We start from the raw sequence: 20,367 nt of genomic DNA, 5'->3' as shown, positions 1-20,367 counted from the left end.
AGGGGTGATTTCTCCCACGGTCTGTACTGCTGCGAACAGTCAGAAGCGAGCTATGTCCCTCCTCCTCCCTTCAAGTCCTACCATACAAGCGGGCTTGCCCCGCGAAGCGCCGCGCGGGCGGCGCTCGATCTCAAGAGCGCTGAAGATCCCAAGCCAATCGCCCCGCGAGCGGCGCTCGGTCTCAATCACGATGAAAATGCCCAGCCGATCCCTGGCCAAGGCTCTACCCAGCACGTCTCATCGATCCCGCTGATGATTACTATCAAGCGTCCTGCTTGTTTGCCCGCCGAATCCTCCTCGTATAATCCCCTTCAATTTTCCCCCTTCCCCCGCCTACCGCAGGCGCCTTCCCCTTGGAACCCAACCCCATGCCAAGCCCCAACCAGGCCCATGACGGCCCACCCGAACACAATCAACAAAGCGTCAAGCAGCAGTGGCTGGCGATTCTTTCGGTCGCGGTGGGCGCCTTCGCCCTGGTGACCAGTGAGTTTCTCCCGGTGGGGGTGCTCAACGATGTCGCCAGCGACCTGGGCATCAGCGCCGGCCACGCCGGCCTGATGGTCACCCTGCCCGGCATCATGGCTGCCCTCGCCGCCCCGTTGCTGTCGGTGGGCATCGGCGCCCTGGACCGTCGCTACCTGCTGATCAGCCTGACGCTGATCATGATCATCGCCAACGCGGTGGTGGCCTACGCCAGCGATTTCAACCTGCTGCTGTTCGGGCGCGTGCTGCTGGGCATCAGCATCGGCGGCTTCTGGGCCACTGCGATCGCCCTCAGCGGCCGCCTGGCGCCCAAAGGTGTGGGCGTTGCGCAGGCTACCTCGATCATCATGGTCGGGGTGACGCTGGCCACCGTGCTGGGCGTGCCTGTGGGCACCTGGTTGAGTGGCTTGATGGGCTGGCGCATGACTTTCCTGGCTACCGCGCTGCTGGGCGTGCCGGTATTGCTGGCGCAGGTTCTGCTGCTGCCGCGGCTCAACCCCGACAAGGCCATTCGCATCAGTGACCTGCCGGCGCTGTTCATCAACCCGCAAGCCCGGGTTGGCTTGATCGCCGTGTTGCTGATCGGCCTGGCGCACTTTGCCGCGTATACCTACGTCGCCCCCTTCTTCAAACAGAACGCCGGCTTCGATGGGCAGACCATCAGTTCGCTGCTGCTGCTCTATGGCGTGGCCGGGGTCATGGGGAATGTGTTCGCCGGTTTCGCCGCCAACAAAAGTGTGCGTCACACCCTGTTGCTGGTGGCACTGCTGATCGCCACCAGCACTGCCCTGTTCCCCTACTTCGCCACGGGCATGACCGGCGCTGTGATGTTGATCGCGCTGTGGGGCTTTGCCTTCGGCGCCTTCCCGGCGTGCGCCAGCATCTGGATGTTCGTGGTGGCGCCCAAGGACGTCGAGCGCGGCATGCCGCTGTTCGTCGCCATGTTCCAGGTGATCATTGCCTTAGGCTCGTTCTTCGGCGGGCAGATCGTCGACCAGCTGGGCAGCCCGGTGCTGTTGAGCCTGGCCACGGCCTTGGTGGGCTGCGGCTTTGTCACGGTGCTGGTGCTGGGGCGTAACGTCAGCAACAGCCTGGCAGCCCAACCCGGCTGACAGGCCTGTGGCCGCCTGGGCCAGGCGCTGGATGGCATGGTGAATTTCGCCGGTATCCAGCGAGGCGAAGCCCAGGCGCAAGGCATTCTCCGGGTGCCCATCGGGTGAGAACTGCCGGCCGCCGCGCACCACCAGGCCAAGCGCCAGTGCGTTGGCGGCCAACTGCTCGACGTCGATAGACGCGGCAAACTTCACCCACAGCGCCAGCCCGCCTTCCGGCTCCTGCACCGAGATCTGATCGCCAAAGGCCTCGTGCAGGCAGCTCAGCAGGGTTTGCCGACGGCTACGATACTCGCCAGACACCCGGCGCAGGTGCTTTTTCAGCTCGCCGTCATTGATCAGGTCCGCGAGCATCCGCTGCATCACCGCATCGCCCTGCCCCAGGGTCAGCACCGCGGTACGCTCCAACACCTCGATCACGTTCGGCGGCGCAACGATGAAGCTGCAGCGGAAGGTACTGCCCAGCGACTTGGACAGCGAACCGATGTAGATCACATGGCGCTGCAGCCGGTCACTGGCCAGGGGCAGATACGGCCGGCCGGCAAAGTGGTATTCATGGTCGTAGTCTTCCTCGATCACGCAAAAGTCGTGCAGCCGCGCCAGCTCCAGCAACTGCTGCCTGCGTGCAGCATGCAGGCTGACCGTGGTCGGGAACTGGTGGTGGGGGGTGAGGTACATCATGCGCACGTCGTGCAGCTGGCACAGTGCATCGATCTGGTCGACCCGGCAGCCCTCCTCGTCCAGCTCGACGGTCACCAGCCGCGCGCCGAGCTTGCGGAAAATCTCCCACGCCGGCGGATAGCTCAGGCGTTCCACCAGCACCACATCACCGGGCTTGAGCAACGCGCTGGCCGCCAGGTACAGCGACATCTGCACCCCTTGGGTGAGGCAGATGTGCTCGGCCCCAACGTTGAGGCTGCGGTTATGGCGCAACATGTCCGCCAGCGCGCTGCGCAGGTACTGGCTGCTGCTCTCGCAGCCGTGGCGCACGGTATTGGTAGTAAAACTGTGGCGCAAGGCCTTGCGGTAATAGCGATGAAGCACGGCCTGTGGCAGCAGGCGATGGTCACAGGCACCGTTGTCGAAAAACAGCGCACCCGGCTGGTGCTGCAGCGCGCTGGCCTGTTCGCCCGGCGTGAAATAGGCCACGGCCGGCGCCTCGTGCAGCGGCAAGGCAAACGCCGGCGGCGCACCACGGGCCGGCACCGCCTCGATCGAAAGCTGATGGCTGACGAACGTGCCCCGGCGCTGCACGCTCTCCAACCAGCCTTTGGTGACAGCCTCTTCGTAGGCAAGTATCACTGTCTTGCGGTTGACGTTGAGCAACTGGGCCATTTCCCGCGTGCCAGGCAGCAACGTGCCGGGGCGCAGGCGCCCTTCGGTGATGGCGCTTACCAGGCCTTCGACGATCTTTCTGTAGGAAGCCTGCGGCTGTGCCCCATCGAGTTTGAGCAGCGGCCGCCACTTGCGAAGCTGGACCATGTGAATTATCCAGAACTGGAGGTTCTTATGGTCCTAGTCTATCGCAACAATCACACCTCTCCTGCCCACGATTTCAGCCCGAGGTGTGTATGCCCAATCGCCACGTCATCCAGTTGTCGCCCTCAGACAAGTCGTTCGAAGCCGCCGATGAACTGCTGCTGGACGCCATGCTCGCCAGCGGCCTGTCGGTGCCCTTCTCGTGCCGCCGCGGCGCCTGCGGCTCGTGCAAGGTCACAGTGGTTTCGGGCGAGTACCGCGCCAAGCAGTGCACAGGCGATACTCCGGCGCCCTCCTACCCGCTTGCCAGCAACGAGATGCTGCTGTGCCAGAGCCATGCCTGCAGTGACATGCGCCTGGAGATCCCCGGCTGGTCGGTGGATACACCGACCCTTGAAATCGAGGCGACGGTGTCGAGCAAACGCGACCTGAGTACGGATATCGTCGAACTCGTGCTGCGACCCGCGCAGCCCGTCGATGTACGGCCCGGCCAGTACGTGAGGTTGCGCCTCGGCAATGGCGACAGCCGCTGTTTCTCCATCGCCAACCTGCCCACGCAGGACCAGGGGCGGCTGGTGTTTCATATTCGCAAGGTCAGCGGTGGGCTGTTTTCCGAAGGCATTCTGCCGGCGCTGCAAGCGGGCGATGCGCTGATGCTCGAAGGGCCGGTGGGTGCCTGCACCTGGCAGCACGACGATCAGCGCCCCGTGGTGCTGTTCGCCACCGGCACCGGCTATGCCGGCATCAAGCCGTTGCTGCTGACGGCCTTGGCGCGCCAGGTTGAGGTCACCCTGTATTGGGGCGGCGCATCGCTGAGCGACCTCTACGACAGTGAGTTTCTTGACCAGGCCAGCCAGCGCTACCCGCGTTTTCGCTGGCACCGGGTATTGTCGGCGCACGCCCGCGTACAGCAGCAAGCACTGGCCCATGCCCACGACTGGGCCGCCAGCCAGGTCTATGCCTGCGGTAATGCTGCGATGATCAGCCAGGCTCGCGAACAGTGCCTGGCAGCCGGTGTGCCGGCGCATCGGTTTGTCGCCGAGGCCTTCGTGCCCAGCGGCGCAGTGGCGCCGGCCACTGCGGTGGCCAATGCCTTCGACCCCGTGCTGGAAAAAGTCGGCCCGCGCTATTCACTGGACGGCATGCTCGCAGCCCGCGAACAGACGGTACGGGCCCTGGCCGCAATCGCCAGCCAGTTGAAAGTCGGCATGACCACCGCCCAGGCCCTGAAGATGGCCGATAAGACGTTAAAGGCAATGGGGGCGTCGCACACCTGGCACCCGACCTACATCCGCTTCGGTGACGACACCGTGCGCACACCGCGCCAAGGCATCGACCCGCAGCGCAGGCTGCGCGCCAGCGATATTGCGGTGGTCGACCTCGGCCCGGTGTGGGATGGCTATGAAGGCGATTACGGCGATACCTTCGTCTTCGGCGAGCACCCCCTGCATCACGCCTGCGTCAAGGCGCTGCACGAAGTGTTCGAAGAAACGCGCCAAGCCTGGCGCACCGGGTTGACTGGCCGCCAGCTGTACGATGTGGCCGAGCGCAGCGCCCTGGGCAAAGGCTGGCAGCTCGAGCGCAACCTGGCCGGGCATCGCGTCACCGACTTCCCGCACGCCCTGTTCGGCCAGGAGAAACTGGCCGAACTGGAAATCATACCGAGCGAAATGGTCTGGGTGCTGGAGGTTCAGCTGTGCCACCCCACAGAACCGGTCGGGGCGTTTTTCGAGGACATCCTGGTCGGGGCCTAGCCCGGCACGCTGTCAGCACCCAACAGCGACGCCCACTCAGGGACGCACGGCGGTCACTTCGATCTCGACTCGCCAGGCTGGGTGCGCCAGGCCGGCGATCTGGAACGCGGAACGCGCAGGCAGGATCGGCTGCTTGGCGGCAGGCCCGAAGAACTGCGTATAACCCGCCATGAAGCCGTCGAAGTCCATCTTGCCGCCGTTCTCCGGGCCGCCGACCAGGAAGACTTGCATCTTCACCACATCCTTGAGCCCCAGGCCAAGGTCCTTCAGCTGTTGCTGGATGTTTTCAAGCACATTGATGGTTTGGGCCTTGGTATCGCCAAAGGATTCCAGCGAATCCTTGGGTGCACCAGGGTGAATGGCCGACGGCACCGAACCGCTGAGGTAGACCATCGTTTTACCGGCGGGCACCTCCACCGCCGAGGAAATCGGGAAGCTGCCTGCACCGTGGCGCACAACGTCCTGTGCGTGGACGGCACCGGCGCCAGCCAGGGTCAGGGCCAATGCGGCGACGGTCTCAACTGCGACTTTCATACGTTTCTCCTGAAAACTGCCTAGGGGGTGTGCACACATTTTCGAAGCGTGCACAGGGTCAATCCATTGTTAAGTGGGCTTAGAAGCGATACAGGCTGAAAGGCTTCGGGTCTAGCACCGGCGCACTGCCCAGCAGCAGGTCTGCGGTGAGTTCGGACGACACCGGGCTTTCTGTCATGCCCCAACCGGTAGCGGTATTGAGGACCAGGCCCGGGTACTCGTTTACCGGCGAAATGATCGGGTTCTCATCGGGGGCGATCGCCATGGCACCGCTCCATTGGTCGATCAACTTGGCCTCGCCGAAGGCAGGGAACTCGACCTTGAGTTTTGCCAATGAGGCATCCAGCTCCGGAATATCCGGAGCCGCCGTCATCAGCCGGTTTTTCTCGAAGGGCGAGACTTCATCCAGCTTCCAGTGTGTGGGCTGCATGAACGAGTCGATCAGTTGCCTGTTCAGCGCGATGTGCACCGGGAAGTCGGGAATCGCCAACAGCGGCAGGTACTTGTAGCCATACATCAAGGATTCTTTGACCACCGGGGCCACGACCACGCGGGGCGAGGTGGCGTAGGTGCCATCGGCCTGTTCGCGGAAGTAGATGTTGCCCGGCAGCGCAACGTTACCGCCCGGTGCATGGGGCGCCGCGCTGATGATCTGCTGGGACTGGTAAGCGGGCAAGGTAGGCACATCCACGCCCAGGTTCTGCATGAACAACCTGGACCACGCACCGCCGGCCACGACCACACGCGCCGTGCGGATGGCGCCTTTCTCGGTCACCACATCGGAGATCGCGCCTGCCTGGGTTTCCAGGCCCCTTGCGGCGCAGTGGGTGTAGATCCGCACGCCCATCTTCTTGGCATAGTCGGCCATTACATAGGAGGCGCGCTCGGCATCCAGGCTGCCGGAGTCTTCCTCGAAGCCGGCAACGCTCCAGCTGGATGAAGCGCCGCGCAGACGCTGCTGAAGTTCACTGCCCTGAATGATGCGCGTCTTGAAGGGAATATCCGCACCCACTTCACGGGTTTTCAGGTCGATCCACTTTCTGACGCCTTCCAGGTCCTCTTCGTCAAAGGGTACTTCCACCCGGCCTTGGGTGCGGTAACTGGTATCGGCGCCCACTCGGGCATTCATTTCGCGCCATCGTTGCTTGGCAAGATGGTGCAACTGGAAAGTCGCATCCGGCATCTTGTAGGTCATGACCTGGCCATAGAACCTGCAAGACTGCTCGCCGGCAATTTCACCTTTTTCAACGACAACGACCGAGAGGCCACGCTCGACCAAGTTGATCGCTGTCATCAGCCCCAGGATACCTGCGCCGACAACGACAACGTCTGCCTGCTTGGGGAGCGCACCTTCGGTGCCTTGCACAAAACCAAACCTGGGTGTGCCCGGTATCAGCCTGCCCTCGCGCGTCAGCAACGGCGTCAGTACCCCCGCCGCCCCTGCAGCAGCCACCACGCCGCCACCAATCAAAAACTTCCGCCTGGTCATTCCCATGACACTTCCCTTTCCTTGCATGCGTTCTAGCTGATTCAGAGGCGGCCATTCTGGTGACGGGCCTGGGTGGAAAGAATCGCTGGGGGCAAATACTTAGTTCAGGCATTTCGTAACTTTTGCACAGGTGCTCGCCAGGGTATGTTCAGCGCCTATGAGATCGAGCGCCGCCCGCGCGGCGCTTCGCGGGGCAAGCCCGCTCCCACATTTGTTGCAACGTGCCGTTCCAGTCAGGCCATGGTTGTTCGTCTTGGCGCATGGCTGAAGACAGGTGGGGCGTCGGCCGCGCCAACCAAAAAATCGCGTCGTGCCAACAAGGCTGGCTACTATGGCCTCACAGGCCATGGCACGTTGCAACAAATGTGGGAGCGGGCTTGCCCCGCGAAGCGCCGCGCGGGCGGCGCTCGATCTCAAGGGCACTGAAGATCCCAAGCCAAGCGCTTCGCGATGCGCCGCCCGCGCGGCGCTCGGTTTATGCATCACCGCGAGAACCAAGCCAGGCTCCCGGTAGCCCCACCCAACCCAAGGATTACCCATGCTCTACGTTGTCATGCTTGGCGGGCGCCACCCCCGCGCCAGCATCGAGGTCCACGATGTGGTATTCGCCCAGGCCGACGCGCTGGAACACACCTACGCGCAATTGCGCAACGCCTGGTTCGGCAGCCCGGGCGGGCTGCACATCGACTCCTGGCTGGAGGTGCATGGGGTGGACGGTTATCGCATCGAATTCACCCAGGCCGCGCCGCAACCCGGGGCCATGCGCCTGTTCTTCCTGAACCTGGGTGGGTACGAGCGCCAGGTGTTCGGCGAGGCCCACCGCTACCTGCTGGTGGCTGCCACCGACAAGGCCGCCGCCAAACGACTGGGCAAGCAGCGAATGGCCGCGGGCTGGTTGAAACCGCATACCGACGCGGTGCTGGATGTCGACGATTGCCTGCCGATCGACCTCGTGGCCGGGCGCTACGTGCAACTGGTCGAAGGTGACCATCAGGGGATCGTGCAACGCAGTGACTACATCCTGATTTAGCGCGTATGGCACAGCCCGCTCGCTGGCGGGTATCTTGCAGGCCCCTGGTCAACCAACAATAACGAGTCGGGTCGCGTGAAATTTCATCAAATCAAAGCGCTGGTAGCGGTCGATCAATGTGGCAGCATCAATGAAGCGTCGCAGCGGCTGCATGTCACTCAACCGGCGCTGAGCCGCTCGATCAAGGAGCTTGAGCGTGAACTGGGGCTGACGCTGATGCAGCGCACCTACAAGGGCATGTCGCTGACCGATGAAGGCCGGCGCATCCTGCGCCACGCGCAGATGGCGGTCGAAAGCATGCGCCGCCTGCAAATCGAGGCCGACAACATCCATGACACCGCGGTCGGTGAAGTGGCCGTCGGCGTCACCTCGCTGACGGCGGTGCTGCCAGGCTTTGGGCAGTGCGTCAGTGACTTCCAGGCGAAAAACCCGCGCGTGCAACTGAAGCTCACCGAGCAGCGCCCAAGCCAGATCGTGCAACGGCTGCGCGATGGCTCGCTGGACTTTGCCCTGACGTCACAACAGAACACCCAACGGCTGAACCTCGACTCGGAGGCCGTGCAGCGTATCGAGGGCAATGTGTTCTGCAGCCCTACCCACCCGCTGCGCCATTCACGCTCGTTGCGCCAGTTGCAGTACGCCAACTGGATCAGCCTGGATGCGGTCGCCGACCGTTCCTCGCAGTTCTATCAGATGTTCGAGGTCAATGATGTCAACCCACCGCAGAACGTCATCGAATGCTCATCATTGCTGCTGGCATTGGGCTTGATGGAAAACGCCAATGCGTTCATGACCCTCAGTGATTTTGCCGCAGCCAATACCCTCACTGCGGGGCAGGCTGCGAAGCTGACCCGGGTCGCCGTCGAGGAAATCATCCCCGAATACCCCATCTACCTGGTCTGTGTCGATCGGCACGCACTGACCTCGCCGGCCAAAGAACTGTTCCACAGCCTGCGAACCCGGCTGCAGCGCTAGAAGTGGTAATACATGCCGATGGCGACGTTCTGCGGGTCGTCGCCCACCTGTTCGAGCGGGATGCCGGCATAGCTGATGGCGGAGCCGGGGCGGTTGGCGATCAGTGCCAGCCGCCCGTAGATGGCCCACTGCGGGCGCAGGAAGTGGTCATAGCCGAGCATCATCCCGTAGGCGTCCTTGTCGCCGAACTCGATATCGCGCTTGACCAGCGCCAGCCGCGCCACATCGGCCTTGCCCACCGGCGCACTCAAGCCAACGGTCCATGCCTGCATGCTGGGCGTGGCGCGGTTGGCCACGTCCTGGCGCTGCCAGGTCAGGCTGCCCGCCACCGGGCCGAAGTCATGGAACACCGAAGCGCTCTTGAAGTAGTTGTGGGTCTGGCGGTTGTCAGCGCCCCAAGGGTCGCTGAGGTAATCATTGAACGACCCCAGCAGAATCCACCGGGCATTGCCGTATTGCACGCTCACACCCTTGCCACGCACCGTCTTGCCTGAGCTGGCTGTGTCGTTGAAGCCGAAGCTCACCGCGCTGCCCACGCTGAAACCTGCAAACTTGGGGGTGGTGTAGGCCAGGGTATGCTTGGGCCGCATGTCCAGGTAAAACGCGCCGTTGCCCGCGGGTGGGCTCGTCAGGTAGGTGTAGGGCGAACCGTAGGTGGCCAGGAAAGGGTCGGCGTAAGTGGGTGTTCCCATGCCGTAGGTCTTGCCGAACTCCAGTTTGCCGTAGTCGCGCGAACGCAATGCGACCACTGCCAGGCGCAACCCGCCGATCTGTTTCCAGTGCTGCGAAAACGCTTGGCCGTTGACGTTGAAGCCCTCCTCCACGTCCACTTCGAGCACCGTGTCCGGGCCGAGTGCCTTGCGCATGTACAGCCCCAGCTTGTTGGTCCAGGCACCGCCACCGGCAAGCTTGTAGCCCGAGTAATGGCCAGAATCCTGGTAGTTCACGAAGGCATCGAGCGTGCCATACAGCTTGAATGTGTCGTCGTAACCCTTGTCCACGTTGTAGTAACCAAAGCCTGATGCCACCCGCCCAATCGCGGGGAAGCCCTCAGCCTCGCTTGCCAGCGGCAGCCCGAGCCCGACGAGCATGGCGGCCAGTGATCCAGTACGCGCAGCGAACGCCCCCATTGCAGACTCTCCGTGGAAGTGGGTACGGGTTCGCAGCCTCCACGAAAATAAAAACGCCCGGAAATCGCCAATTTGATAGGGCTATGCCTTTTTGTTAATTGGCTGCTTGTAAATCGGGGAAAAACACGTCAGGCGCCTGCTGAAAACGCCGCAGACAACCGCCCGCTCACGGTGTGTTGCCCAATTTGCCGCCCAGCAAGGGCCAGCAATGTGTGCATGGAATGAGCAGATGCGCCGTTGGCGCACGCACTTGGTGCGCTGGCGGCCTGCAAGCGTGGACCTTATTAACCAACGGTAATGTGCTTGCAAAAAGCGCAAGTGATTCACGGCCCGGGTTACCCGATAGTTCGTTCACAACACGAATGACTCGGAGAGAGCCCATGACTACCCTGCACTCGGACACCCGACTGGCGAATGACGCGATAGCCGTCGAGCAACCTGCCGTCGGCTCCCGGCGCGCCACTGTGGCGTGCGCGTTAGGCAACGCCCTCGAGATGTACGATTTCACCATCTACAGCTTTTTTGCCGTGGTGATCGCGAAGAACTTCTTCCCGGCGCAATCGCCGGTCGCCTCGTTGTTGATGTCGCTGACCGCGTTCGGCGTGGGCTTCCTGATGCGCCCGGTGGGGGCCATGGTGATAGGCCGGCTGGCCGACCGAAAAGGCCGCAAGGCGGCCCTGACCCTGACCATCCTGCTCATGACCCTGGGCACCGCGCTGATCGCCTTTGCACCCACCTACCAGCAAGCCGGCGTCTACGGCACCGTGATGCTGGTGATCGGGCGCCTCACCCAAGGGTTTTCCGCCGGCGGTGAAATCGGCACGGCATCGGTACTGCTGATGGAATCCACCACCCCACGCAGCCGCTGCGCGAGCGTCAGCTGGCAAGCCGCCAGCCAGGGCTACGCGGCCCTGGTGGGGGCTGGCATCGGCCTGTTGCTGAGCAGCATCCTGAGCACCCCGGACCTCGAGGATTGGGGCTGGCGCGTGCCGTTCCTGATCGGCCTGCTGATCGGCCCGGTGGGCTTGTACATCCGCCGCTGCATGCCCGAAACCCTCGAGCAGCCAGCCTCCCGCAAGCCTGGCCCTGCCCTTGCCAAGCCTGACTGGCGCAGTGTGATCGACCTGCGCAACACCGTGCTGGCAACCGGGTTGATGGCCAGCGCCACCATCGGCATGTACCTGTTCATCTTCTATATGCCTTCGTACCTGATCACCACGCTGCACTACCCGCAGCGCAGCGCGATGGCCATCGCCTGTGTCGCAGCCGCCTGCCTGGCGGTCATCAGCCCGATTGCCGGGCGCTACGCCGACCGCCATCGCCTGCGCAAGAAACTGCTGGTGTGGACCGTTGCGTTGCCTGTCATCAGTGCATGGCCTGCCTTCTGGCTGCTGTCGCACACCACAGACCTGTACGCCGCCATGCTGATCGTGGCGCTGCTGGTACTGCCAGGGTGCGTGGGCTCGGGGGCGTTCTTCGCGATGATCATGGAGGGGTTCGCCAAGCCACAGCGCGCGTTGGGTACGTCGGTCAGCTACAGCTTCGGCGTCACCCTGTTCGGAGGCTTCTCGCCGCTGATCGCCACCTGGCTGACATCGGCCCTCGACGACCCGCTGGCACCCGCCTTTTACCTGCTGGCCGGCGGGGCGATCAGCCTGGTCTGCCTGAAACTGTTCCCTGAAAACACCGGAAGGGCCTGAACCATGGACACTCGACAACACCACAATGCCTTGAGCGACACCGAACTGCTTGCGTTCAGGGCCCTGCGCCGCCAGATTCATGCGGCACCGGAGCTTGGCGGCGACACCCCGAACACCGCTGAACTGGTGGCTGCCAAGCTGCAGCAATGGGGCTATCAGGTGCACCGCGGGGTGGGCGGCCATGGCCTGGTCGGCGTATTGCAGAAGGGCCACGGCGCGCGTCGTATCGGCCTGCGCGCCGACATGGACGCACTGCCCATGCAAGAAAAAAACGCCTTCGCCCATGCCAGCCAGATACCCGGCCGCATGCATGCCTGCGGCCACGATGGCCACACGGCGATCTTGCTTGCAGCGGCGTCTCGCTTGGCGACGTGCGCGTTCAACGGCACCCTGAACCTGATCTTCCAACCGGACGAAGAAGGCCTGTGCGGGGCCAAGGCGATGATCGACGACGGCCTGTTCCAGCGCTTCCCGTGCGATGCGATCTTTGCCTTGCACAACATGCCTGGCGCGCCCGTGGGCACTGCGGTGGTGCAAGCCGGGCCCACCATGGCTTCCTCCGAACGGGTGCAGCTGCACATCACCGGCAAGGGTGGCCATGGCGCCATGCCGGAACTGGCGGTGGACCCGCTGCCGGTGGTGGCCAGCCTGATCAATGCCATCCAGACCATCAAGTCGCGCAACCTTGGCCCTGAAGAATACGCCGTGGTCAGCATCGGCATGCTGCAGGCCGGCAGCGTGTACAACATCATCCCGGATGAAGCCAGCATGCTGATCAGCGTGCGCACCGACACCCCGCAGACCCAACAGAAGATCAACCAGCGGCTGGCCGAGATCGTCAGCGGCCATGAGCAGGCGTTCGGTGTGAGCATTGCCTTGAGCATCACCCAACTGGCCCCTGCCCTGATCAACCATCGCGCAGCGACAGAGCAGGTGCGCCAAAGCCTGGCGCCATTGTTCGCGGCCGGGCACCTGCACAGCCGCGGCCCAAAGGTCATGGGCACGGAAGATTTTGCCTGGATGCTGGCCGAAGTGCCGGGGTGCTATTTCATGCTGGGTAACGGCGAGGGTGAGTTTCATGGGTGCTCGGTGCACAACCCTCATTACGATTTCAATGACGACCTGATTGGTCTGGGGGCGGATTGCTGGGTCAAGCTGGTGAGTGATTATCTGGTTTGAGCCGTGGCTGCAGGCTTGGCGCTTTGAATGCTCACCTGACGCGGGATGGAACGGCTATCCTCCTGCCGTGGCCTAACCCCAGGTGAATCAGTACGGTCGGCCAGCTGGGCCGACCTCACCCTTGCATTCGGAGACCAGCATGCTTCGCGCCTTTGAACAACGGCTCGACCCTTTCCCGCCCGATGAGGCGCCCCCACCCCCTGTCGGCCTGCTGCGCTTTCTGTGGGCCTGCACCCGGGGCGCGCGCGGCTACATCCTGGCGCTTGCGCTGCTCAGCGCCGGCGTTTCGATTTACGAAGCCTGGCTGTTTTCGTTCCTGGGCCAGGTGGTCGACCTGCTCTCTGCCTGGCAAGCCGGCGGCGCTGCCGATGGCCAGGAAAGCCGGGTGTTGTGGGGCATCGGCATCGTACTGCTGACCAGCATCGGGCTGGTGGCGCTGCGCACGATGGTCCAGCACCAGGTGCTGGCGATCAACCTGCCGCTGCGCCTGCGCTGGGACTTCCACCGCCTGATGCTGCGGCAAAGCCTGTCGTTCTTCTCTGACGAATTTTCCGGCCGGGTCACCACCAAGGTGATGCAAACCGCGCTCGCGGTACGCGAGGTGTTGTTCACCGTCATCGAGATCGCACCAGGCATTGGCGTGTATTTCATTGCGATCATCGCCCTGGCTGGCGGTTTCGACCTGAAGCTGATGCTGCCATTCATTGCCTGGGTCGCCTTGTTCGGGCTGGCCATGCTGTACTTCGTGCCGCGCCTGGGCAAGGTGGGCCAGGAGCAGGCCCATGCGCGCTCGTCGATGACCGGCCGGGTTTCGGACGCCTATACCAACATCACCACGGTCAAGCTGTTCTCCCACTCCAAGCGCGAAGCGCACTTCGCGCGCGCGGCCATGGAAGATTTCAAGCAGACCGGCTTTCGCCAGATGCGTCTGGTGAGCCAGTTCGAGATCGTCAACCAGGCGCTGGTGGTCGGCTTGATCATGGGCGCAGGCGGCTATGCCCTGTGGCTGTGGCACCAGGGCGAAGTCGGCACCGGTGCGGTGGCGGCGATCACCGCCATGGCCCTGCGTATCAACGGCATGTCGCACTGGATCATGTGGCAGATGACGTCGCTGTTCGAAAACATCGGCACCCTGCAGGACGGCATGGACACCCTGACCCGTGGCCCCAAGGTGCAGGATGCGCCGAACGCCGGCGTGCTGGAAACCCGCGGCGGCGCAGTAGCCTTCGACAATGTCAGCTTCAACTACAACGGCGAACGCCAGGTGCTCGATGGCCTGACCCTGAACATCCGTGCCGGCGAAAAGGTCGGCCTGGTGGGCCGTTCGGGTGCCGGTAAATCGACCCTGATCAACCTGCTGCTGCGCTTTTACGATGTCGACAGCGGCGAAATTCGCATCGATGGCCAGAACATCGCCAAGGTCACCCAGGACAGCCTGCGCAGCGCCATCGGCATGGTCACCCAGGATACGTCGCTGCTGCACCGCTCCATCCGCGACAACATCGCCTACGGCCGCCCGGATGCCACCGAGGCGCAAATCCACCGCGCTGCGGCCAATGCCCAGGCCGACGGGTTCATCAACCAGCTCAGCGACCGCCAAGGCCACAGCGGCTATGACACCCTGGTGGGTGAACGCGGCATCAAGCTGTCCGGGGGCCAACGGCAACGCATCGCCATTGCCCGGGTGATGCTCAAGAACGCCCCGATCCTGCTGCTGGACGAAGCCACCAGCGCGCTGGACTCGGAGGTCGAAGTCGCCATTCAGGAAAGCCTGAATGAAATGATGCAAGGCAAGACCGTGATCGCCATCGCCCATCGGCTGTCGACGATCGCAGCGATGGACCGGCTGATCGTCATGGATGAGGGGCGCATCGTCGAGCAAGGGACGCATAGCGAATTGCTCGCCAGGAACGGCACCTATGCCCGGCTGTGGCAGCACCAGAGCGGTGGGTTTCTGGGTGAAGATCAAGGGGTGGCCGAGGCGATGGAGTGACCCGTCACCTCAGGGCTACAGCTACCCTTTCATGATGTTCTTTCGAGTTATGCATCGCCTATATTGGGGCCTCTTAACGGCCCCTCGCGATCGGTCCGGCGCCCCGGCTGCTGTGTAGGAGCTGGCTTGCCTGCGATCGGCTGCGCAGCAGTCGTAAAATCGGTATCTGCGCAGTGCCAGACGGAATGCGGATACAGCATTTACGACTGCTGCGCAGCCGATCGCAGGCAAGCCAGCTCCTACAGCAGCCGATCGCAGGCAAGACCTTCTCATGAGAGCTTTTCAGTCCCTGGGCGCCTTGGCCGGCCCCTGTGGATCGACCTGCGGGTCGTCCAGGTCAGGCGAATCCGGGTCGAACCCCGGGTCATCTGCGGTGCTCGCATGTTCAGACGAATGCGGCCCCTTGCCGCGGGCGGTTTTCTGCGCAGTGGAGTCGTGCGACGTGCCGGCCGAACCGTCCGGCCGATGCGCATCGTTGTCACGCTCTTGTTCACCCGTGTTCGATGGCACTTTGTCTTCTGGTTTCATGATTTCTCCAAGCCCTTTTGCGTGGTCAGCCGATATCGGCCCTATGAACCGGCCGCTCTAGCAGAGGAAGCCTGGGCACCGGCAAAGTTCACACGCGCATGCGGCGGGTGGATGGATGGCAAGGCGATAGCGGCCGACTTACCACCGGCACGCGCCGCTGCGCGGCCATGAACCCGCCGCAGTTTTCATTTAAACTACGCTGCGCCCACGCCCTCTCGGCACCGCGCCCACGCAAAAACCACCGCGGTACACCGATGATCAAGCCTGCAGCCACCTTCACCCAGGGGTCCCTGGACCATCACGTCCGGGTGATGGCATTCACCAGCGGGCTCAGCCTGCTCGCCCTGTTTCTCACCGACATCCTGACGCTCAGCTACGTCGCGATGCTGCATGACGAAACCCTGGTTGCCGCCGTCGGCATTGCCAAGACACTGGCCTTCTTCAATTCAAGCCTGGTCGCGGGCATCGTCGTCGCCGCAGGCACGCTGATTTCACGCAGGGTCGGCCAGGGTTCACGCGCCGCGCTGCCTGCCCTGACCACGCACATGCTGGTCCTCGCCGGGCTGCTCTCGGCCTGCGTGTCAGCACTGCAGTGGTACTGCCTGGACTTCTTCGCCAGCCTGCTGGGCGCCCATGCACCCTCCTCCCCGCTTGCCAGGCAATTCATCGCCATGACGCTGGTCGCTTCGGTGCTGATGGTGCTGACCCAGGCAGCCGCGCAGGCGCTGAGGGCACATGGCTACAGCGGGCGTGCCATGGCGGTGGTGCTCAGCAGCGCAGGGTGCCTGGCAATCGTCGACCCGGTGTTGATCTTTGGCTTCGACCTCAAGCTGTTTGGCGCCGGGGTGTCGTGCCTGGTGGCGGGCATGCTCGGCTGTTTGCTGGGCCTGCACCAGGTCAAGCGCCACGTGGGCCTGATGGCGCGGGTGCGCATGCGGCTGTTGTGGTTGCACGGCGCACGCATGGCGCGCATCGCCTTGCCGTTTACCGTCGCCAACCTGGCGATGCCGGTTGCCTTGACCTACACCATGGCCCAGCTGGCGCTGTTCGGCGTGTCGGCGATGGCTGGCATGGCGGTGATGGACCGGGTGCTGCAGATCACTTACTGCGTGTACTTCGCCTTGCCCGGCGCACTGGTGCCGATCCTTGCGCAAAACCTAGGGGCGCACCGCAGCGCCCGTTCCCGGGCCGCGCTTTACAGTGCCGCCAAGCTGGTGGTGATGTACGGCCTGGCGGCCTGGGCAGTGCTGTTGATTGCCAGCCCGTGGTTAAGCCATGCTTTCGGCTTGTCCGGGCCTGGCCAGGCGCTGATCCACGACCTGTGCCGCTACGGCCCGGGGCTGTGGGTCATCCTGGGCCTGGACTTCATCGCCATCTCGGTGTTCATCTGCCGTGGCCAGGTCGGCTGGGTCGCCTTTTACGCCTGGCTGCGCGCAACCCTTGGTACGCTGCCCTTCGTGGCTGCGGGGGCAGCGCTGCTGGGGGCCAGCGGGGTCATGCTCGGCCTGTGGGTCGGCAATGCCTTGGTGGCCCTGGCCTCGATCGCCACGGCCCTGTGGGTCAACCGGCAGCCCGCACCAACGCTGCAAGTTTTGCCATAATCACCCTCTCGCCGGCGCAACGTAGCCGGCACGCCACTCACCACAGCTTGAAGTTGGTTTATGTCAGGTCAGGATCACGATACCGAAGCGTCCAGCACACCTACCACCAAACGTCGCCGCGCGCCCAAGGGCGAAATGCGCCGCGCTGCCCTGCTGGATGCGGCCACGGTGGTATTCGCCAAGGACGGGTATGCGGCGGCGTCGATGCGCGATGTTGCCGAGATCGCCGGCATTACCACGGTCGGGCTGTTGCATCACTTCCCCAACAAGGTAGCGTTGCTGCAGGCCTTGCTCGACCGCCGTGATCGCCGGGTCACCGAGCAGTTCGCCGAACTGGAGATGGCGCCCACGCTGGATAACTTCCTGGCGTTCGTGCGCTTGAGCATGCATCTGAGTGTGCACAACCTGCCCGAATGCCAGGCGTCGATGATGATCAGCGTCGAAAGCCTGTCCGATCAGCACCCGGCGTGGCCGTGGTACAAGGAGAAATTCGCCCTCACCCATGCGCACGCACAGGCGCACCTGTCGGCGCTGGCCGAACAGGGTGAGATTCGTGGGGAAATTGATGTAAAGCTGTTGGCGACAGAAATCTTCGCCGTCATGGACGGCCTGCAGATCCAGTGGCTACGCGCCCCGGACCAGGTAGACGTCGAAGCGGTGTTCGACGCCTACCTGTCACGCCTTGCCTGTTACATCAAGGCGTAGAGCGCCCGTCAGTAAGCCTGGCTGGCGCTGACCTGCACGGCCGTTTGCAGCGGTGCCGGTAGGGGGTTGCTGTCACGGGTGGTCAGGTGTTGCGGCATCAGGGTTACCAGGGTGCGCTGCAACGTCAGGTTTTCCGAATCCGGGCCGACCCAGACCTTGAACTTGCCAGCATCGACGTCCCAGCTGTCAGTGTTTTGCACGAAGTACGCCAGCGAACGCGAGTCGATCGGCAGGCTCACGGTCTTGCTTTGGCCGGGCTCCAGGTACACCTTGGTAAAGCCCTTGAGCTCTTTCTTCGGGCGGTCGACGTGTGGGTCGATCGGCTGAATGTACAGCTGAGCGACCTCGAAGCCCGCCTTGTCCCCGGTGTTGGTCAAGGTGAACGTGACGTCGACGGTGTTGCCTGGGGTCATGACGTTGGTCGAGAGCTTGAGGTCCGAGTAGCCGAAGGTGGTGTACGACAAGCCGAAGCCAAACGGGTACAGCGGTTTGGCGTGGCGCTTGTCGTAGCCACGGTAGCCCATGTACAGCCCTTCGCTGTAGTTGATCTCGGTCAGTGCGTTGTCACCCCGGTAGGCCGCAGGGTCCGGGTAGGAGGCGTAGCTTGGGTTGTCTTCGATCTTCTTGTCGATGGTCACCGGCAGCTTGCCCGACGGGTTGACCTTGCCATAAAGGATCTCGGCCAGTGCCTGGCCACCCTGCTGCCCTGGGAACCACGCGTGCAACGCGGCGCCGACCTTCTTGGCCCACGGCTGCATATCGGCCACGCCACCGCCATGGGTGACGACGATGGTGTTGGGGTTGGCCTTGGTGACGAAGCTGATCAGCTCTGCCTGCTGGTCCGGCAGCGCATAACCGTGGTCGGAGCCCTCGCCTTCGTTTTCATAGTTGGTGCCTGCAGCGATCACCACGGCATCGTAGTTGGCGATGTCCTTCGGTGGCCGCAGCGAAGCCCAGCTCATCTGCACGCCAGCCAGGCCGCCCAGTGCCGGGGTGAAGTTACCCTGTACGCGGCGGTACTCCAGCTTGACGGTGTAGGACTTGCCTGCCACCAGCGCAGCGCTCTTGCCCGAGGTCGTCAACGCGTTGACCACGTCCGAGGAGTACGGCACGCCGTCGCTTTCAACCACCAGCTTGCCATCGACCCAGAGTTTGTAAGGGCCGTCGGCACGCACCTTGAATACATGGGCACCGGAAACGGTCGGTTTGATGGTGGCCGTGAAACGCGCCGAGAACGCGCCGGCAGTCGGGCTGAAACCGGACACGGCGGTGGTACCGGTGTTGGTCTCGTTGGTGCTGGTGGTCCAGTTCAGGTTCACGCCAGGTTCAACCCGGGTCAGCACAGGGTCGCCGCTGAGGCTGGTGTTGCTGAAGTACTCGGCTTTGACCCCGGTATTGCTCACGCTGCCTTTGTCCGAGCCAGGCTGGTACCAGACTGCGGCCTTCGGGTTCAGGCTCAGTGCCGACAGGTAGGTGACGTTGGCACTGTTGGAGGCCAGTTGCTGCAGCCCGCTCAGCTCGGTCACGTAGCTGTCAGGTGGCGAGTTGGCGGTACCGAACGGCGAGGCAGGTGCCTGGTTGGCCCAGTCGCCGATCACCGCGACCTTGGCCGTGCGCGCCAGTGGCAGCAACGGTTTGCCGGCAGCCGTGTCGGCGTTGCGCAACAGCACGATGCCTTCACGCGCGGCGTTCAGCGAGGCGCGCTGGCCGTACTCGGTGTGCTCAAGCGTCTGCGCAGTGTTGAGGTGTTCCTGGAAGTCGTAGCTGACCACCGCCCGCAGGTTGCGCTTGACCTTGTCGTCGATGACGTTCTGGGTCAGCTGGCCGCTCCACAGGTAGGGCAGCAGGTTGGCCTCGGTGAACTGCAGGCCGGACGGCATGTCCAGGTCGGTACCGGCCCACGCGCCCTTGAACGCGTCGTGAATGGCATTGAAGTCGCTGATCACGGTGCCTTGGTAGCCCCACTCGCCTTTGAGCACCTCGGTGATCAGGTGGTGGTTTTCGCAGGCGTAGTCGCCATTGACCTTGTTGAACCCGCACATGATCGAGGCCACATTGGCGTTCTTGACCATCGACTCGAAGCCCGGCAGGTACAGCTCACGCAGGGTGCGCTCATCGGCCACCACGTTGACCGCCTGGCGGTTGGCTTCCTGTTCATTGGCCAGGTAATGCTTGCCACTGGCCTGAATACCTTGAGCCTGGATGCCGTTGACGATGGCCGGCGCCAACACGGCGCCGAGGAACGGATCCTCGCCACTGACGTACTCGGCCGAACGCCCGTTGTAAGGGGTGCGGTACAGGTTGACCCCCGGCGAGAGCATCTGCTGCCCGCCAGAAATACGCGTCTCATAGGCAATGGCCAGGCCGAACTCTTTGGCGCGGTTGATGCTCCAGGTGGCTGCCAGTGCCGACTGCGAGGGGTATTGGGCGCCGAACGTGGCGTTGTTGACGTGCACGCCCATGGACGAGTCGTAGGCCACCGTGCCTTTGATGCCCCACTTGAGCAACGACGGGATCATGTGGCCGTCGTTTACCCGGGTGAAGTTGATCTTCTCGGCCTGGTTCATGTTGTCGAGGATGGAGCTGACGCGGGCTTCCACCTCGTTGCCAGTGGCTGGCGCGCCAGCGAGTACACCCGATGCCTGCATGACGCCAAGCGCCATCAGGCTCAGGGC

At 63.5% G+C, this 20,367-nt stretch carries 13 protein-coding genes and 2 pseudogenes; 9 read left to right on the top strand and 6 right to left on the bottom strand.

Annotated elements, in window-relative coordinates; genetic code table 11:
• Nucleotides 1-368 precede the first annotated feature (368 nt).
• Complete coding sequence (locus ABEH27_RS24755; RefSeq protein ID WP_346616088.1) at nt 369-1,595, top strand: MFS transporter; 1,227 nt, start codon at nt 369-371, stop codon at nt 1,593-1,595.
• Between the two features lie 9 nt (nt 1,596-1,604).
• Here ABEH27_RS24755 and ABEH27_RS24750 read toward each other — a convergent pair.
• A pseudogene (locus ABEH27_RS24750) lies at nt 1,605-3,077 on the bottom strand (PLP-dependent aminotransferase family protein); the annotation flags it as partial.
• Between the two features lie 89 nt (nt 3,078-3,166).
• Here ABEH27_RS24750 and ABEH27_RS24745 point away from each other — a divergent pair.
• Complete coding sequence (locus ABEH27_RS24745) at nt 3,167-4,828, top strand: NAD(P)H dependent flavin oxidoreductase family protein (protein WP_346616087.1); 1,662 nt, start codon at nt 3,167-3,169, stop codon at nt 4,826-4,828.
• A 36-nt stretch (nt 4,829-4,864) separates the two neighbouring features.
• Here ABEH27_RS24745 and ABEH27_RS24740 read toward each other — a convergent pair whose 3' ends face one another.
• Together ABEH27_RS24740 and ABEH27_RS24735 are read right to left on the bottom strand one after the other, a co-directional pair.
• The gene (locus tag ABEH27_RS24740) at nt 4,865-5,362 is read right to left on the bottom strand and encodes a RidA family protein (RefSeq protein ID WP_346616086.1); all 498 of its coding nucleotides are present in this window, start codon (nt 5,360-5,362) and stop codon (nt 4,865-4,867) included.
• Between the two features lie 79 nt (nt 5,363-5,441).
• On the bottom strand, nt 5,442-6,857 hold the full coding sequence (locus ABEH27_RS24735; RefSeq protein WP_346616085.1) for an FAD-binding oxidoreductase: 1,416 nt from the start codon (nt 6,855-6,857) through the stop codon (nt 5,442-5,444).
• A gap of 532 nt (nt 6,858-7,389) precedes the next feature.
• Here ABEH27_RS24735 and ABEH27_RS24730 point away from each other — a divergent pair.
• Nucleotides 7,390-7,881, top strand: a complete 492-nt coding sequence (locus tag ABEH27_RS24730; RefSeq protein ID WP_346616084.1) for a DUF1543 domain-containing protein — start codon at nt 7,390-7,392, stop codon at nt 7,879-7,881.
• A 75-nt stretch (nt 7,882-7,956) separates the two neighbouring features.
• Nucleotides 7,957-8,856: a LysR family transcriptional regulator gene (locus ABEH27_RS24725; protein ID WP_346616083.1), complete on the top strand. Its 900-nt coding sequence runs from the start codon at nt 7,957-7,959 to the stop codon at nt 8,854-8,856.
• On the opposite strand, the gene ABEH27_RS24720 is transcribed toward ABEH27_RS24725, so the two are convergent.
• Nucleotides 8,853-9,947 (bottom strand): porin, encoded by a 1,095-nt coding sequence (locus tag ABEH27_RS24720; protein WP_346616090.1) that lies wholly within the window; start codon nt 9,945-9,947, stop codon nt 8,853-8,855. The two genes, ABEH27_RS24725 and ABEH27_RS24720, sit on opposite strands and share 4 nt — an antisense overlap.
• A 419-nt stretch (nt 9,948-10,366) precedes the next feature.
• On the opposite strand from ABEH27_RS24720, the gene ABEH27_RS24715 reads away from it, so the two are divergent.
• The 3 genes from ABEH27_RS24715 to ABEH27_RS24705 all read left to right on the top strand — a co-directional run bounded on the left by ABEH27_RS24715 (nt 10,367) and on the right by ABEH27_RS24705 (nt 14,858).
• Entirely contained in the window at nt 10,367-11,686 is a 1,320-nt protein-coding gene (locus ABEH27_RS24715) for an MFS transporter (RefSeq protein ID WP_346616082.1), read from the top strand.
• A 3-nt stretch (nt 11,687-11,689) separates the two neighbouring features.
• Nucleotides 11,690-12,865 (top strand): M20 aminoacylase family protein, encoded by a 1,176-nt coding sequence (locus ABEH27_RS24710; RefSeq protein ID WP_346616081.1) that lies wholly within the window; start codon nt 11,690-11,692, stop codon nt 12,863-12,865.
• Between the two features lie 139 nt (nt 12,866-13,004).
• On the top strand, nt 13,005-14,858 hold the full coding sequence (locus ABEH27_RS24705) for an ABC transporter ATP-binding protein (protein WP_346616080.1): 1,854 nt from the start codon (nt 13,005-13,007) through the stop codon (nt 14,856-14,858).
• 282 nt (nt 14,859-15,140) lie between these two features.
• Here the strand turns inward: ABEH27_RS24705 and ABEH27_RS24700 are convergent.
• Nucleotides 15,141-15,269: pseudogene (locus ABEH27_RS24700) on the bottom strand (DUF6021 family protein); the annotation flags it as partial.
• 371 nt (nt 15,270-15,640) lie between these two features.
• Between ABEH27_RS24700 and ABEH27_RS24695 the strand changes: the two are divergent.
• Both ABEH27_RS24695 and ABEH27_RS24690 read left to right on the top strand, forming a co-directional pair.
• Nucleotides 15,641-16,987, top strand: a complete 1,347-nt coding sequence (locus ABEH27_RS24695) for an MATE family efflux transporter (protein ID WP_346616079.1) — start codon at nt 15,641-15,643, stop codon at nt 16,985-16,987.
• A gap of 60 nt (nt 16,988-17,047) precedes the next feature.
• Complete coding sequence (locus ABEH27_RS24690; RefSeq protein WP_346616078.1) at nt 17,048-17,692, top strand: TetR/AcrR family transcriptional regulator; 645 nt, start codon at nt 17,048-17,050, stop codon at nt 17,690-17,692.
• An 8-nt stretch (nt 17,693-17,700) separates the two neighbouring features.
• Here ABEH27_RS24690 and ABEH27_RS24685 read toward each other — a convergent pair whose 3' ends face one another.
• Nucleotides 17,701-20,355, bottom strand: a complete 2,655-nt coding sequence (locus tag ABEH27_RS24685; protein ID WP_346616089.1) for a glycoside hydrolase family 3 C-terminal domain-containing protein — start codon at nt 20,353-20,355, stop codon at nt 17,701-17,703.
• Nucleotides 20,356-20,367: the final 12 nt, after the last annotated feature.

It is taken from the genome of Pseudomonas sp. P39-UII1, from assembly GCF_039672635.1.
GTDB lineage: Bacteria > Pseudomonadota > Gammaproteobacteria > Pseudomonadales > Pseudomonadaceae > Aquipseudomonas.
Note: the sequence above shows the minus strand (reverse complement) of the source record. Positions and strands in the feature narration are given on the sequence as shown.